The sequence below is a fragment of the Klebsiella sp. JB_Kp004 genome (genome assembly GCF_040065795.1).
GTDB classification, from domain to species: Bacteria; Pseudomonadota; Gammaproteobacteria; order Enterobacterales; family Enterobacteriaceae; genus Klebsiella; species Klebsiella quasipneumoniae.
On record NZ_JBEAKW010000003.1, the window covers coordinates 20251 to 35627 of the forward strand.

Genomic DNA, 15377 nt, shown 5'->3' on the forward strand with positions numbered 1-15377 from the left:
CGTCCGGCGCTGTGGCGTAATCAGAAAAAACAGCGACCAACACACGCACTACACCGGAGTTCTTATGCCACACTCGCTTTACGCCACCGATACCGATCTGACCGCGGACAATCTGCTGCGCCTGCCGGCGGAATTTGGCTGCCCGGTCTGGGTCTATGATGCGCAGATTATTCGCCGCCAGATTGCCCAGCTCAGCCAGTTTGACGTGGTGCGTTTTGCGCAAAAAGCCTGCTCTAACATCCATATTCTGCGTCTGATGCGCGAGCAGGGGGTGAAGGTGGACTCGGTGTCGCTGGGGGAGATCGAGCGTGCGCTGGCGGCGGGCTACGATCCGCAGCAGAATCCAGAGGATATTGTCTTCACCGCCGATCTGATCGACGAGGCGACCCTCGATCGCGTCAAGGCGTTACAGATCCCGGTGAACGCCGGCTCGATCGACATGCTGAGCCAACTGGGTGAAGTGTCGCCGGGCCATCGCGTCTGGCTGCGCGTCAACCCGGGCTTTGGCCACGGCCACAGCCAGAAAACCAATACCGGCGGTGAGAACAGCAAGCATGGCATCTGGTACAGCCACCTGCCGGCGGCGCTGGAAGTGATGCGTCGCTATCAGCTGCAGCTGGTGGGGATCCATATGCATATCGGCTCTGGCGTCGACTATGGTCACCTGGAGCAGGTGTGCGGCGCGATGGTGCGCCAGGTTGTCGACTTTGGTCAGGATCTGCAGGCCATCTCCGCCGGCGGCGGCCTGTCTATTCCTTACCTCGAGAGCGAAGAGGCCATCGACACCGCTCACTATTATGGTCTGTGGAACCGCGCCCGGGAGCAGATCGCCACCCATCTGGGTCACCCGGTGAAACTGGAGATTGAACCCGGACGCTTCCTGGTGGCCGAGTCCGGCGTGCTGGTGTCGCAGGTGCGCAGCGTGAAAGAGATGGGCAGCCGCCACTTCGTGCTGATTGACGCTGGCTTTAACGACCTGATGCGCCCGGCAATGTACGGCAGCTATCATCATATCACCGCTCTGGCGGCGGATGGCCGCGATCTCAGCGCCGCGCCGCAGGTGGAGACCGTGGTGGCCGGGCCGCTGTGCGAGTCCGGGGACGTCTTTACCCAGCAGGAAGGGGGGAAAGTCGAGACCCGTCTGCTGCCGGCGGTGGCCCCAGGGGATTATCTGGTGCTCCATGACACTGGCGCCTACGGGGCTTCGATGTCATCCAACTATAACAGCCGTCCGCTGCTGCCGGAGGTGCTGTTTGATGGCGGCAAGGCGCGGCTGATCCGCCGTCGCCAGACCATCCAGGAGCTGCTGGCCTTAGAGCTTATTTAAAAAAAGGTCCCGTCGTCACCGACTCACGCAACACCAGCGTGCCGGTGAACGGCGGGATCGTTTCGATCGGCTGCTGATTAGCAAGCTTGATCGCCTGATCGATAGCCGTGGTGATCATGTTGTCGATCGGCAGATAGACCGTCGACAGCCCCGGCTCCAGCCATTTCGCGCTTGGCGCATCGTCGAAGCCAAACAGCGACACATCCTGCGGAATACGCAGCCCCGCCTGATGCAGCGCCTTAGACGCCCCCAGCGCCATATCATCGTTACAGGAAAACAGCGCGCTGAAGCGGGCTTTCTCGTCCAGCAGTTCCCGGCACAGCTCGTAGCCGCGGGTCATCGTCGAGTCCCCGTATTTCACCCGGCTCGGATCCCACTCAATACCATGTTTTATCAGCGCGTTGCGATAGCCCTGCAGGCGCGCCTGGCCGGTGGGGGTGTGCATCGGGACGGTGATGCAGGCAATATCGCGGTGGCCCTGGGTAATCAGATACTCCACGGCCTGGAAGGCGGCTTCCTGCTGTTCGAAGAACACGCAGCGTTCGCGGGCCTGCGCCACATCACGGTTAATCACCACCAGCGGCATGGCGATCGAGTTAATCAGCGACATGATCGCCTTCTCGCTCATATGCCGGGTATAGAGGATGATCGCATCGCACTGCCGGTCGGCGAGCATCTGCACCGCTTCCTCTTCGCGCTCCGGCGTATCATGGCCGTCGGTGACGATAAGCTGTTTTCCCCAGGCTTCGGTCTGGCGTGACGCCTGCTGCAGCAGACGACCAAAGTAGAAGCCGTCAAAGGTGGAGACGACCAGCCCGATACTGTTGCTGGTCTGATTGGCCAGCGAGCGGGCAAGGAAATTCGGCCGATAGCCCAGCTCTTCCATCGCTTTAAAGACCTGTTGGCGGGTGCTCTCTTTCACCTGACCTGTGCCGTTCAACACGCGGGAAACCGTCGCTTTCGAGACGCCTGCGCGAATTGAGACATCCAGCATTGTAGCCATTCATCGATTCCTGATTTCACGTGGTAAGGCGCAGTTTATCACAGACCGAAAAGGGACATATCGACGGGGCGGGGCGGAAAAACCATCGCGATCACGCTTTTAGCAGGAACTGACCAACCGGCGCTATCTGGTATGCCAATAGATTTTAATATCGATATTTGGGATACCACGCAGCGGGTTGCGAGCGCTGTCACAGAACAATTTTTGCCTGGCAACTATGTTTTGGTATGCCAAAAGTCTCTGGCTGTCCACCTGGCCGCAATAAGCCCTTTACTCTGAGGTACTCTTTTATGGCATTACAGGACAAACTGATCGACGCGCTGGGGCGTTTCGCGACGACATTCAACAGCTATCGCTACATTATGGCGATCAAATCGGCGTTTATTACCCTGATGCCGGTGATCATCGTCGGGGCCTTTTCGGTACTGATCTCCAATATGGTGCTGGATCCAAAGAATGGGCTCGCCAGCTTTTCCTCGCTCTCCTTTCTCGCCGCGCTGAAGCCGATCACCAGCGCGCTGAACTACGCCACGCTCAACTTCCTCAATATCGGCGCCGTGTTTCTGATCGGCATTGAGCTGGGGCGGATCAACGGCATCAAAAGCCTGTTTCCCGGCCTGCTGGCGGTGATCTGTTTTATCTGCGTCACGCCGACCACGGTAGAGATGATGGTCGATGGCCAGATGCACGTGGTGAAAGATGTCCTGCTGCGTCAGTTCTCCGACACCCGCAGCCTGTTCCTCGGGATGTTCATCGCCATTCTGTCGGTCGAGATTTACTGCTGGCTGGAGGGGCGCAAGGGACTGAAGATCAAGATGCCGGATACCGTGCCGCCGAACGTCTCTGCCTCTTTTTCGGCGCTGATCCCGGCGATCATCACCACCACCGCGATCGCCACCTTTGGTTTTCTCTTCCACCAGCTGACGGGAATGTATCTCTACGATGCGGTCTACCAGGTGGTGCAGCAGCCGCTGGAGCGGGTGGTGCAGAGCCTGCCGGGGATCCTGCTGCTGATGTTCGTCGCCCAGCTGTTCTGGGTGATCGGTATTCACGGCAACCAGATGATCAAGCCGATCCGTGAGCCGCTGCTGCTGGGGGCGATCACCGTCAATATGAGCGCCTTTGAGCAGGGGAAAGAGGTACCGAACATCATCACCATGCCCTTCTGGGATGTTTACATGAGCATCGGCGGCTCGGGGCTGACCATCGGCCTGCTGATTGCGGTGATGATCGCCACCAGGCGCAAAGAGATGAAAGAGATCGCCAAGCTGTCGATAGGCCCGGGGCTGTTCAATATTAACGAGCCGGTGATCTTCGGGATGCCGATCATGCTCAACCCGATCCTCGCCATCCCGTTTATCATCACCCCGCTGGTGACCGGCAGCATCGGCTATTTCGCCACCCTGACCGGCTTCGCCGGCAAGGCGGTGGTGATGGTGCCCTGGACCACGCCGCCGCTGATCAACGCCTGGCTCTCCACCGCCGGCTCGATGGGGGCGGTGGTCACCCAGCTGATCTGCATCGTGGCCGCGGTGCTTATCTATCTGCCTTTCGTCAAAATCGCCTCCCGCCGTGCCGATGCCGCGCAGCGTCAGGCAGACAATCAACAGACCGCCAACCCTGTCTGAGGAGCCTATGACTACCGTACGGATGACTATTCCCGATGATTTTATCCTTGGCGCGGCGGCTTCCGCCTGGCAGACCGAGGGCTGGAGCGGGAAAAAACCGGGGCAGGACTCCTGGCCCGATCTCTGGTACAAAAACGACCGTCACGTCTGGCATAACGGCTATGGCCCGGCGGTGGCTACCGATTTTATCAACCGCTTTCAGGAAGATGTGCAGCTGATGAAGCTGGCCGGGCTGACCCACTACCGCACTTCGATCAACTGGTCGCGCTTTCTGACCGACTATGAAAACGTCACGGTGGATGAGGAGTATGCGGCCTATTACGACCAGCTGTTCGATGCGCTGCTGGCCAACGGCATCACGCCGATGATCTGCCTTGAGCATTACGAATTACCGGGCTATCTGCTGGAAAAGTATGGCGGCTGGGGGGCGAAAACGGTGGTCGAGCTGTTTGTGCGCTACGCGGAGCAGGTTTTTGCCCGCTACCACCCGAAGGTGACCCGCTGGTTTACCTTTAATGAGCCGATCGTGGTGCAGACCCGGGTCTATCTTGATGCCCTGCGCTGGCCCTATGAGCAGAACACCAGCACCTGGATGCAGTGGAACTACCATAAGGTGCTGGCGACCGCTTGCGTCGTGAAGCGATTTCGCGAGCTAGGCTATCCCGGGACCGTCGGCTGCATCCTCAATCCGGAGGTGACCTACCCGCGCTCCCGCGCCCCGCATGACCTGCGCGCGGCGGAGATCTACGATCTGTTCTATAACCGTATGTTTCTCGACCCGCTGGTGCACGGGGTCTGGCCGCCGGCGCTTCTCGCGCTGCTTGAGCAGCATCAGGTGACGTGGGAGGCCAGCGCGGAGGATCTGGCGATTATCCGCGAGCACACCGTCGATGAGCTGGGGATTAACCTTTACTATCCGCACCGGGTCAAAGCCCCGTCGCGGGCCTGGCATCCGCATACCCCGTTCCATCCGGCCTGGTATTATGAGCCGTTTGAGCTGCCCGGCCGGCGGATGAACGCCTCCCGCGGCTGGGAAATCTACCCGCAAATCATCTTTGATATGGCGATGCGGATAAAAAATGACTATCGCAACATTCCCTGGTTCGTGGCGGAGAGCGGGATGGGGGTGGAAAACGAAGGCCAGTTCCGTAACCGCGAAGGCGCCATTGACGACAGCTATCGCATTCGTTTTATCAGCGAACATCTGTGGCACACCCTGCGCGCCCGCGAGGCAGGGGCCAACTGCCAGGGCTATATGCTGTGGGCGTTTACCGACAACGTGTCGCCGATGAACGCCTTTAAAAACCGCTACGGGCTTATCGAAATCGATCTGCAAAACCATCGCGCCCGGCGACCCAAAGCCTCGGCGCACTGGTTTCGTCAGCTCGGCGAACGGCGTGAACTGGTGCTGGATATCGATGATGAATACCGCTAGCCGGGGGCAATATTTGCTAAGATAGCGCCGTGTTTGACTCGCAGGCATGTAACGCACAGGTGATTTTGTGGAAAAAGCGATAATTCCGCCGGAAAAGAAGCCCTATCAGGAGATTGGTGATGACCTGCGCGCCCAGATCGCGCAGGGGCGCTACCCGGTCGGGTCGCGCTTGCCGCCGGAACGCCATATTGCCGAAACCTATGGCGTCAGCCGGACCATCGTGCGCGAAGCGCTGCTGATGCTGGAGCTGCAGGGGACGGTGGATATCCGTCAGGGATCCGGGGTGTACGTTATGCGTATCCCGCACGAAAACGACAGCGAAGAAGAGCAGCTGCTCAGCAGCGACGTTGGTCCGTTTGAAATTCTCCAGGCGCGCCAGCTGCTGGAGAGCAATATCGCCGCCTTTGCCGCGAAAATGGCCACCCGCGCCGATATCGATAATCTGAAGCGGATTATCGAGCAGGAGCAGCGGGCAATCGCCCTCAACGACACCGCCCAGGATAACGCTCGTCTGTTCCATCTGGTGCTGGCCGGGGCGACGCAGAACCAGATGCTGTTAGCGACGGTGGAGCGGATCTGGCTGCAGATGGACAGCAGCCCGCTGTGGCAGCAGTTTAATGTGCATATTGCCAGCCGCGCCTGGCGGCTGAAGTGGCTCGGCGACCGGCAGACCCTGCTTGCCGCGCTGCGGCGTCGCGATGTGATGGGCGCCTGGCAGGCGATGTGGCAGCATCTGGAAAACGTTAAAAACAGTCTGCTGGAGCTGTCCGATGAAGACGCCCCGGACTTTGACGGCTATCTGTTCGACTCGGTGCCGATTTTTCAGGGGAAGTTGGTATGACGATCCTGCCGCTATATGCCGCGCCGCAGTTCGCCCGGGAGGTGACCGACCGGCTGTGGCAGGCCTTTGGCGGCGAGGCGCTGCCGCGGGAGTTTTTCGCCAGCATTGTGCAGCATAGCCAGACGGCGGAGGCGCTGCCGCTGACCTTTATTGCCGTGGAAGGGGAGCAACTGCTGGGAACGATTGGCCTCTGGCGCTGCGATTTGATCAGCCGCCAGGATCTGTTTCCCTGGCTGGCGGCGCTGTACGTCGCGCCCGCCGCTCGCGGTCAGGGGCTGGCCGGACAACTGCAGCGGCATGTGATCGATTATGCCCGCCGCGCGGGCTATCGGGAGCTTTATCTCTACTCCGCCTGCCGCGATTTTTATGAACGCTTCGGCTGGCGCTACATCGGCGAGGGGCTGGATTACCCGGCCACCGCCGTGCATCTCTATCGCTACGACTTATCGCCTTCCTGCGGGGCCACCACCGAATGACGGCGTACCAGCGTCGGGCTGAACAGGTGGGTGATCTCCGGCGCCGGGCGCTGCTCCGCCAGGGCTAAGGCCAGCTCGGCCGCCTGGGTCGCCATCGTGACGATCGGGTAGCGGACGGTGGTCAGCCGCGGGCGAACATAGCGCGAAATCAGGACATCGTCGAAGCCGATCAGCGAAATTTCCCGCGGGACGTCGATGCCGTTGTCGTTCAGCACCCCCATCGCGCCGGCGGCCATCGAGTCGTTATAGCAGGCGACGGCGCTAAAGTGGCGGCCGCGGCCAAGCAGTTCGGTCATCGCCTGTTCGCCGCCGCTTTCATCCGGCTCGGCGAACGTGACCAGCCGGTCGTTGCACGGCAGGCCGCTCTCCTCCAGCGCCGCGTAGTACCCCTGCAGGCGATCTTCCGCATCAGAGATATCGTGGTTTGAGCACAGGTAGCCGATACGCGTGTGCCCCTGCTGGATCAGATGGCGGGTCGCCAGCCAGGCGCCGTAGCGATCGTCCAGCGCCACGCAGCGCGTTTCATATCCGGGCAGGATGCGGTTGATCAGCACCATGCCGGGGATCTGCTTCATCAGCCCGGCGAGTTCCTCATCGGGGATCATTTTGGCATGCACCACCAGCGCCGCGCAGCGGTGACGGATCAGCTGCTCTATCGCCTGGCGCTCCTTCTGCACGTTGTGGTAGCCATTGCCAATCAGCAAAAAGTTGCCGGTGCGATAGGCCACCTGTTCGACGGCTTTGACCATCGCGCCGAAGAAGGGGTCGGAGACATCGCCCACCACCAGGCCGACGGTTTCCGTGGACTGCTGGGCCAGCGCCCGGGCGTTCGCATTGGGATGATAGTTGAGGGTTTCCATCGCCGCACCCACGGACTGACGCGAGGCTTCGCTGGCTTTGGGAGAGTTGTTGATGACGCGGGAGACGGTAGCGACGGAGACTCCTGCGAGTCGGGCTACATCCTTAATTGTCGCCATACCATGCCTTTTATAGGGTAAGCGTTTACATACTGCTATGTTACGGGAAAGAGCGGCAGATTCAAGGCGCGGCGGCGAAGGAATGGCGCAAATGTGATTCAGAGCGGGCTTATCGGTGACCTGTTTACATTAACGCTATCAGTAATTGAAACCGGCTCGGGGAAATACAAACCTTTGCTTACACTTTGCGATGCGCTGTTGCGAATGTTCGCTGGTTTGTCCGCCGAGCAGGTTGATATTCTGGCTATCCCAGAGGTATTGATAGGTGGAGTCAACGTCATGTTGACCACTTTACTTACACCAGCCTGCGCAGATGCGCAGGTTTTTTTTTGCCCGTCGCCGACGTTGTTACAGATAGCGAAAATCGTAATAACTGGTTGCACTTAGGCTCACTCCCTTGCGTTTTCCCGCTGGCCCGAAGCGGGCGAAAAACGCGACAATCGAGATCCCAGAGGTATTGATAGGTGAGTTTCTCAGGTACGCTCTTCGTACTGGACGTTTTACACCAGCCTGCGCGGATGCGCAGGTTTTTTTTATTCTGAAAATCCCCCCGCTGCACTGCTTTCCCACGCCTTCTCGTGTAACCTGCTTTGACTCATCACCGGTCACATGGAGTTGTTATGCTTTTGGGATTTTTCAGACTGCTGTTCAAGGGGTTATACCGGGTCAGCCTGACCGGCGACACGCAGGCTTTGCACCAGCAAAAAGTCTTAATTACCCCGAACCACGTCTCGTTCCTCGACGGCATTCTGCTGGCGCTCTTTTTGCCGGTCCGACCGGTTTTTGCCGTCTATACCTCAATCAGCCAGCGCTGGTTTATGCGCGCGCTGACGCCGATTATCGATTTTGTGCCGCTGGACCCGACCAAACCGATGTCGATTAAACATCTGGTGCGCCTGATTGAACAGGGGCGGCCGGTGGTCATCTTCCCGGAAGGGCGAATTTCGGTCAGCGGCTCGCTGATGAAAATTTATGACGGCGCCGCCTTTGTCGCCGCCAAATCGCAGGCGACCATCGTGCCGCTGCGCATTGAAGGCGCTGAATTGACGCCCTTCAGCCGGCTGAAGGGGCTGGTGAAACGTCGCCTGTTCCCGCGTATTCAGCTGCATCTGCTGCCGCCCACCCATCTGCCGATGCCTGAGGCGCCGCGCGCCCGCGACCGGCGCAAAATCGCCGGAGAAATGCTGCATCAGATCATGATGGAAGCCCGGATGGCGGTGCGTCCGCGGGAAACCCTGTATGAGTCGCTGCTGGCGGCGCAGGACCGCTTCGGCGCGCGCAAACCCTGCGTGGAGGATATCAACTTCCAGCCGGATACCTATCGCAAGCTGCTGACCAAAACCCTGTTTGTCGCCCGCATTCTGGAAAAATACAGCCAGCGGGGCGAGAAGATCGGTCTGATGCTGCCCAACGCCGGCATCAGCGCGGCGGTGATTTTCGGCGCGATCGCCCGCGGGCGCATTCCGGCGATGATGAACTATACCGCCGGGGTGAAAGGGCTCAGCAGCGCCATCGCCGCCGCGGAACTCAACACCATTTTTACCTCGCGCACCTTTCTCGATAAAGGCAAGCTCTGGCACCTGCCGGAGCAACTGACTCAGGTGCGCTGGGTGTTCCTGGAAGATCTCAAAGGCGATATCACCCCTGCGGACAAACTGTGGATTTTCGGCCATCTGCTGGCGCCGCGTCTGGCGCAGGTTAAGCAGCAGCCGGAAGACGCGGCGATGATCCTCTTCACCTCCGGCTCGGAGGGCAATCCGAAAGGGGTGGTGCACAGCCATAAAAGTCTGCTGGCCAACGTCGAGCAGATCAAAACCATTGCCGACTTTACCGCTAATGACCGCTTTATGTCGGCGCTGCCGCTGTTCCACTCCTTTGGCCTCACCGTCGGTCTGCTGACGCCGCTGCTTACCGGCGCGGAGGTGTTTCTCTATCCCAGCCCGCTGCACTATCGCGTGGTGCCGGAGCTGGTCTACGATCGCAACTGCACAGTGCTGTTCGGCACCTCGACCTTCCTCGCCAACTATGCCCGCTTCGCTAACCCCTATGATTTCTATCGTCTGCGCTATGTGGTCGCCGGGGCGGAGAAGCTGCAGGAGAGCACCAAACAGCTGTGGCAGGATAAATTCGGCCTGCGCATTCTCGAAGGCTATGGCGTGACCGAGTGCGCCCCGGTGGTCTCGATCAACGTGCCGATGGCGGCGAAGGTCGGCACCGTGGGGCGTATCCTGCCGGGGATGGACGCCCGCCTGCTGGCGATGCCTGGCATTGAGCAAGGGGGGCGGCTGCAGCTGAAAGGGCCGAACATTATGAAAGGCTACCTGCGAGTGGAAAATCCCGGGGTGCTGGAAGCGCCGACGGCGGAAAACCAGCACGGCGAAAAGGAAGCGGGTTGGTATGACACCGGCGATATCGTCACCTTCGACGAGCAGGGCTATGTCCGCATCCAGGGCCGCGCGAAGCGCTTCGCCAAAATCGCTGGCGAAATGATCTCTCTTGAGATGGTGGAGCAGGTGGCCCTCGGCGCATCGCCGGACAAAATGCACGCCACGGCGATTAAACAGGACGCCAGCAAAGGCGAGGCGCTGGTGCTGTTTACCACCGATAATGAACTGACTCGCGAAGCCCTGCTGCGCTACGCTCGCCAGCACGGCGTACCGGAGCTGGCGGTGCCGCGCGATATACGCTGGCTGAAACAGCTGCCGGTGCTCGGCAGCGGCAAGCCAGACTATGTCACCCTGAAAAACATGGTCGACGAGGCGGAAACAACCCATGAGTGAGTCAGTGCATACTAACCCTTCGCTGTATTCGAAAGGGATGATGGCGGTGATCTGCGCCCAGTTCCTGTCGGCCTTCGGCGACAATGCGCTTCTCTTCGCCACCCTGGCGCTGATGAAGCAGCTCTATTATCCGGAGTGGAGCCAGCCGGTCCTGCAGATGTTGTTTGTGGGCGCTTACATCCTGTTTGCTCCCTTTGTCGGCCAGTTCGCCGACAGCTTTGCCAAAGGCCGGGTGATGATGGTGGCCAACGGGCTGAAGCTGCTCGGCGCCGGCTGTATCTGCTTCGGTGTCAATCCATTTATCGGCTATACGCTGGTGGGGATTGGCGCCGCCGCCTATTCGCCGGCCAAGTACGGCATTCTCGGCGAACTGACCACCGGCGATAAGTTAGTGAAGGCTAACGGACTGATGGAGTCCTCGACCATCGCGGCGATCCTGCTGGGCTCCATGGCCGGCGGGATCCTCGCCGACTGGCACGTGCTGGCGGCGCTGATCGTCTGCGCGCTGGTCTACGGCGGGGCGGTGGTGGCTAACCTGTGGATACCCAGGCTGCCGGCGGCGCGTCCGGGGCAGTCATGGCGTTTTAAGCCGATGACGCACAGCTTCTTCAGCGCCTGCCGCACGCTGTGGCGCAACGGCGAAACCCGCTTTTCGCTGATGGGCACCAGCCTGTTCTGGGGCGCTGGCGTGACCCTGCGCTTCCTGCTGGTGATCTGGGTGCCGGTAGCGCTGGGCATTACCAGCAACGCCATGCCCACCTATCTTAATGCGATGGTGGCGGTGGGGATTGTGCTGGGGGCCGGGGCGGCGGCGAAGCTGGTGACTCTGGAGACGGTGTCGCGCTGTATGCCGGCCGGGATATTGATCGGTATTGCGGTAATGGCGTTTGCGGTGCAGCAGTCGCTGCTGCCGGCGTTCGGACTGCTACTGCTGCTCGGGGTGTTCGGCGGCTTCTTTATCGTGCCGCTGAATGCGCTGCTGCAGGAGCGCGGGAAACACTCGGTCGGGGCGGGTAACGCGATTGCGGTACAGAACCTGGGCGAAAACGTGGCGATGCTGCTGATGTTGGGGCTCTATTCCCTGGCGGTGAGCGTCGGCGTTCCGCCGGTCGCCGTGGGGATAGGTTTTGGCGCGGTGTTTGCCGTGGCCATCGCCGCGCTGTGGGTCTGGGGGCGGCGTAAATAACTTCTCGTCGCGGTTGACTCGAAATCGTAACCCCTGCCAGGCGCGCGGGCAGAGGGAAATCCCGGGTTGCGGCTTGCGCCTGACCCGGGCTACCGCGGCTGCTGAGGTGGCTACCCGACCTGGGTAGCGAAGGCCCGGTAAGGCGTAGCCGCCACCGGGCAACAACGCGACGCCAGAAGCCGGCGTCGACAGGTCATGCTACGGAGCCGGGTAGGTATAAACCTGATGCACCGCTTCAATCTCCGCTAATACCTCTTCGCTCAGCTCAAGCTGTAAACTTTCCACGTTGGCCTGCAGCTGCGCCATGGTCGTCGCCCCCAGCAGGGTGCTGGCGACAAACGGCTGCCGACGCACAAAGGCCAGCGCCATTTGCGCCGGATCGAGGCCGTGGCGTTTGGCGATATCCACATACGCCGCCACCGCTTTCTGCGACTGCTCGCTGCTGTAGCGCGTAAAGCGGCTGAACAGCGTATTGCGCGCCCCCGCCGGCTTCGCGCCGTTGAGGTACTTCCCGGTCAGGGTGCCGAAAGCCAGGCAGGAGTAGGCCAGCAGCTCCACGCCTTCGAACTGACTCACTTCCGCCAGGCCGACTTCAAAACTGCGGTTCAGCAGGCTGTAGGGGTTCTGAATGGTCACGATCCGCGGCAGGTCGTGCTTATCCGCCAGGTGCAGATAACGCATCACGCCGAAGGCGGTTTCGTTCGACACGCCAATGTAGCGGATCTTGCCGGCGCGCTGGAACTCGGTCAGCGCCTCGAGGGTATCCAGCAGGGTCACCGCGGGGGCGGCGTCGGCCCAGGTGTAGCCCAGCTTGCCAAAGCAGTTGGTGGGGCGCTGCGGCCAGTGTACCTGGTACAGGTCGAGATAATCAGTCTGCAGACGCTTCAGACTGGCGTGCAATGCCTCGCGGATATTTTTCCGGTCCAGGACGTGGTTTGGTCGAATACTGCTGTCGTTATTACGCGCGGGCCCGCTGACCTTCGAGGCGAGCACCAGCTTTTCACGATTGCCGCGTTTCGCCAGCCAGTTGCCGACGTAGGTTTCGGTCAGCCCCTGAGTTTCCGGGCGCGGCGGGACAGGGTACATTTCAGCGACATCGATCAGATTGATGCCGTTGGCGACCGCATAGTCGAGCTGCTGATGGGCATCGGCCTCGCTGTTCTGCTCGCCAAAGGTCATGGTTCCCAGCCCGAGGGTGCTGATTTCAAGTGAACTGTGTGGGATACGGTGATACTGCATAGCCAGCTTCCTTTTTATTTATAAGGTCAGGCATTCCCCGACAAAGGAGTATCAACATGGCAGAGGGTGAGAAAAAGAGGAAGTAAAAAAATCAAAAAAGCCGGGTGACGAGGAGGAGCGGTGGGTGAAACCCGCGGTGTCCTGGTGTGTCCCGACTCTTCTCATAAGACTGGTTGTCGGTAAGCGCAGCGTCAACAGAGGCTGGGGCCGACGGGGAAAAATTAACGCTTAATGATTTGTGAAACGTCGTCACGATTGATCTGCATTTTATTACCCTGCTGATCTTCGTAGCTGATAAGACCGGTATCGTCATCCACGGTGGGTTTACCGTCGGTCAGGATCATTCGCCCATCTTTGGTCGCCATGACGTAATCGCTGCTGCAACCGGAAACCGAGAACGCCAGTCCTACGGCGGAAATCAATACTGCCCATTTTTTCATCGTCATCACCTCTTGAGTAGCTGCACCCCATACCTGTCTATTAATAGCCTGATTTGTGAGACATAAAAAGCAGTAAAGTCTGAAAAAGGGTTGCAGCCTGTGACCAGGCTGCAATTTTGTGGTTTACAGCGGGTTTTTCTTATTGCGCAGCAGGTTAAGGCTCTCCACCGCAATAGAGAAGAACATCGCGAAGTAGATGTATCCCTTCGGCACATGGACGTCGAAACTTTCCAGCATCAGGGTAAAGCCGACGAGGATCAGAAACGACAGCGCCAGCATTTTTACCGACGGATGACGGTCAACAAAATCGCCGATAGGTCGCGCGGCGAACATCATGACCCCCACCGCAATCACAACCGCCGCCATCATAATAAACAGATGATCCGACAGGCCGACGGCGGTGATCACCGAGTCGAGGCTAAAGATGATGTCCAGCAGCATGATCTGCACGATGGCGCCGAGGAAGGAGTGAACGTTAGTTTTCAGCCCCTCCTCTTCGCCTTCGATAGATTCATGGATCTCTTTACTGGCTTTCCAGATAAGGAACAGTCCGCCAAACAGCAAGATCAGATCGCGAAACGAAATCTCCTGACCGAGGACGGTAAAGAGCGGGTTGGTCAGCTTAACGACCCAGGCGATAGAGGCCAGCAGCGCCAGGCGCATGACCATCGCCCCCATTAAACCGATCCGTCGCGCGTGGGCGCGCTGGGCGGTGGGGAGCTTGGCCACAACCAGAGAGAGAAAAATAATATTATCGATCCCGAGCACGATCTCCAGCAGCGTCAAGGTGCCCAGCGCCAGCCAGGCGTTAGGATCGGTTATCCATGCAAATAACATTGTTCAAAGTCCTGCAAAATAGAAAGCAGCAATTATATGCAAGCCCCAACGCAGAACAAAAAATTAATCGTGTTGTAACAAGAAATGGCGGGCGAGCAGGGCGGCGGTAAAATTCTTTTTCAGGTAGAAGCCGCGCGGCAGCGTGAGGATCGTCTCCCCGCGGGCGCCGATGGCTTCGGTCAACGCCTTGCTGTTGGCCGCTTTCGGTCTTAGCTGCAGCACCTCGCCGTGGCGGGCGGTAATGCGCTCCACCTCACCGAGGACAATAAGATCCATCAGCTCTTCCCAGTCCATGCGCAGCTGGCGCTCCTCTTCTTCGTCCGGACTCCACAGCAGCGGTGCGCCGACGCGCCGCGCCGCCAGAGGAATGGCGCGCTCTCCCTCCACAGGGATCCACAGGACTCGCTGCAGCTTATGCCGCACATGGCTGCTCTCCCAGGTGACGCCGCTATTGCCAGTTAACGGGGCGACGCAGACAAAAGTGGTCTCCAGCGGACGGCCCCGGCTGTCGATAGGGATCGTTTTGAGCTCCACCCCCAGCGCGGCGAAATCCTGCTCGGGTTTACTGCCCGCGCTGGCCCCCAGCCACAGCTCCAGCAGGATGCCCGTCCAGCCTTTATCACGTTTCAGATCGCGGGGAATGGGGATCCCGGCCAGCGCCGCCAGCTCACCCAGCGTATAGCCGGCCAGCTGGCGGGCCTGGGCCAACAGCTGTTCCTGACTTTGCGGCGGAGAAGAGAGCGGAGCGATAGCGGGCATAGGGCGACACCTTTGGTTAAAAAATGAGCGCTAATTTTGCGCGTTGTGGATAGAGTCTATCGTTTTCTGAGTAACTATACCAATCCCATGATTTATATGATTTTTTAAGGTCATTACGCGGCAGGTGAAAACCATGAAAACAGGTTTTCCAGAACTGGTCACTGACAATAAACAGGATCTTACACCATGTTATCCACAGAAAAGTGGGATAACTGGGGAAAAGCCCCACTACTGGTTCGATTTACAGCCTTGACGTGCGACGAAAATCGAATTTTTAGAGAAAATATGCCCGCGACCTGCGCGTAATCTGTGGATAAAATCGACATTGTTCGATCTTTCATCAGTCGGCGGATCGCATGTGTGATGATCGTCACGTTATGCTGTAATAAGTGAAAGGAGTATATTCTAACTTAATGAATATGCTATCATTATTATAAGGTGCTAGCAGT

At 59.2% G+C, this 15377-nt stretch carries 13 protein-coding genes and 2 pseudogenes; 8 read left to right on the forward strand and 7 right to left on the reverse strand.

Features of this window, described 5'->3' with window-relative positions:
* The first annotated feature begins 64 nt into the window (after positions 1 to 64).
* Entirely contained in the window at positions 65 to 1327 is a 1263-nt protein-coding gene (gene lysA, locus ABLX76_RS03270; protein WP_262962494.1) for a diaminopimelate decarboxylase, read from the forward strand.
* On the opposite strand, the gene ABLX76_RS03275 is transcribed toward lysA, so the two are convergent.
* Positions 1320 to 2321 (reverse strand): LacI family DNA-binding transcriptional regulator, encoded by a 1002-nt coding sequence (locus ABLX76_RS03275; RefSeq protein ID WP_004229436.1) that lies wholly within the window; start codon positions 2319 to 2321, stop codon positions 1320 to 1322. The two genes, lysA and ABLX76_RS03275, sit on opposite strands and share 8 nt — an antisense overlap.
* Positions 2322 to 2620: 299 nt before the next feature.
* Here ABLX76_RS03275 and ABLX76_RS03280 point away from each other — a divergent pair, with 299 nt between their 5' ends.
* From ABLX76_RS03280 to ABLX76_RS03295, 4 genes are all read left to right on the forward strand, one after another.
* Positions 2621 to 3958 (forward strand): PTS transporter subunit EIIC, encoded by a 1338-nt coding sequence (locus ABLX76_RS03280; RefSeq protein ID WP_023290908.1) that lies wholly within the window; start codon positions 2621 to 2623, stop codon positions 3956 to 3958.
* 7 nt (positions 3959 to 3965) lie between these two features.
* Complete coding sequence (locus tag ABLX76_RS03285) at positions 3966 to 5393, forward strand: glycoside hydrolase family 1 protein (protein ID WP_048335227.1); 1428 nt, start codon at positions 3966 to 3968, stop codon at positions 5391 to 5393.
* Between the two features lie 67 nt (positions 5394 to 5460).
* Positions 5461 to 6234: a GntR family transcriptional regulator gene (locus ABLX76_RS03290; protein ID WP_004205433.1), complete on the forward strand. Its 774-nt coding sequence runs from the start codon at positions 5461 to 5463 to the stop codon at positions 6232 to 6234.
* Positions 6231 to 6710 carry a GNAT family N-acetyltransferase gene (locus ABLX76_RS03295; protein WP_060592051.1) on the forward strand — a complete coding sequence of 160 codons (480 nt, stop codon included), beginning with the start codon at positions 6231 to 6233 and terminating at the stop codon, positions 6708 to 6710. Before ABLX76_RS03290 ends, ABLX76_RS03295 begins: the two co-directional genes overlap by 4 nt.
* On the opposite strand, the gene galR is transcribed toward ABLX76_RS03295, so the two are convergent.
* A complete protein-coding gene (gene galR / locus ABLX76_RS03300) occupies positions 6671 to 7687 on the reverse strand; it encodes an HTH-type transcriptional regulator GalR (protein WP_002915981.1) in 1017 nt (338 codons plus the stop codon). The genes ABLX76_RS03295 and galR overlap by 40 nt on opposite strands.
* Positions 7688 to 7780: 93 nt before the next feature.
* Between galR and ABLX76_RS03305 the strand changes: the two are divergent.
* From ABLX76_RS03305 to lplT, 3 genes and pseudogenes are all read left to right on the forward strand, one after another.
* Positions 7781 to 8045 (forward strand): annotated as a pseudogene (locus ABLX76_RS03305) (hypothetical protein).
* 262 nt (positions 8046 to 8307) lie between these two features.
* On the forward strand, positions 8308 to 10467 hold the full coding sequence (gene aas, locus ABLX76_RS03310; RefSeq protein ID WP_101976257.1) for a bifunctional acyl-ACP--phospholipid O-acyltransferase/long-chain-fatty-acid--ACP ligase: 2160 nt from the start codon (positions 8308 to 8310) through the stop codon (positions 10465 to 10467).
* On the forward strand, positions 10460 to 11653 hold the full coding sequence (gene lplT / locus ABLX76_RS03315; protein ID WP_023290904.1) for a lysophospholipid transporter LplT: 1194 nt from the start codon (positions 10460 to 10462) through the stop codon (positions 11651 to 11653). The genes aas and lplT overlap by 8 nt, the downstream gene beginning before the upstream one ends.
* 198 nt (positions 11654 to 11851) lie before the next feature.
* Here lplT and ABLX76_RS03320 read toward each other — a convergent pair whose 3' ends face one another.
* From ABLX76_RS03320 to ABLX76_RS03340, 5 genes and pseudogenes are all read right to left on the reverse strand, one after another.
* The gene (locus tag ABLX76_RS03320; protein ID WP_008806332.1) at positions 11852 to 12892 is read right to left on the reverse strand and encodes an NADP(H)-dependent aldo-keto reductase; all 1041 of its coding nucleotides are present in this window, start codon (positions 12890 to 12892) and stop codon (positions 11852 to 11854) included.
* A gap of 221 nt (positions 12893 to 13113) precedes the next feature.
* Entirely contained in the window at positions 13114 to 13332 is a 219-nt protein-coding gene (locus ABLX76_RS03325) for a YgdI/YgdR family lipoprotein (protein WP_002915974.1), read from the reverse strand.
* Positions 13333 to 13455: 123 nt separating this feature from the next.
* The gene (locus tag ABLX76_RS03330; RefSeq protein WP_023290903.1) at positions 13456 to 14169 is read right to left on the reverse strand and encodes a TerC family protein; all 714 of its coding nucleotides are present in this window, start codon (positions 14167 to 14169) and stop codon (positions 13456 to 13458) included.
* 63 nt (positions 14170 to 14232) lie between these two features.
* Positions 14233 to 14928: a DNA mismatch repair endonuclease MutH gene (gene mutH / locus ABLX76_RS03335; RefSeq protein WP_048298206.1), complete on the reverse strand. Its 696-nt coding sequence runs from the start codon at positions 14926 to 14928 to the stop codon at positions 14233 to 14235.
* Between the two features lie 88 nt (positions 14929 to 15016).
* A pseudogene (locus ABLX76_RS03340) lies at positions 15017 to 15157 on the reverse strand (hypothetical protein); the annotation flags it as partial.
* Positions 15158 to 15377 lie beyond the last annotated feature (220 nt).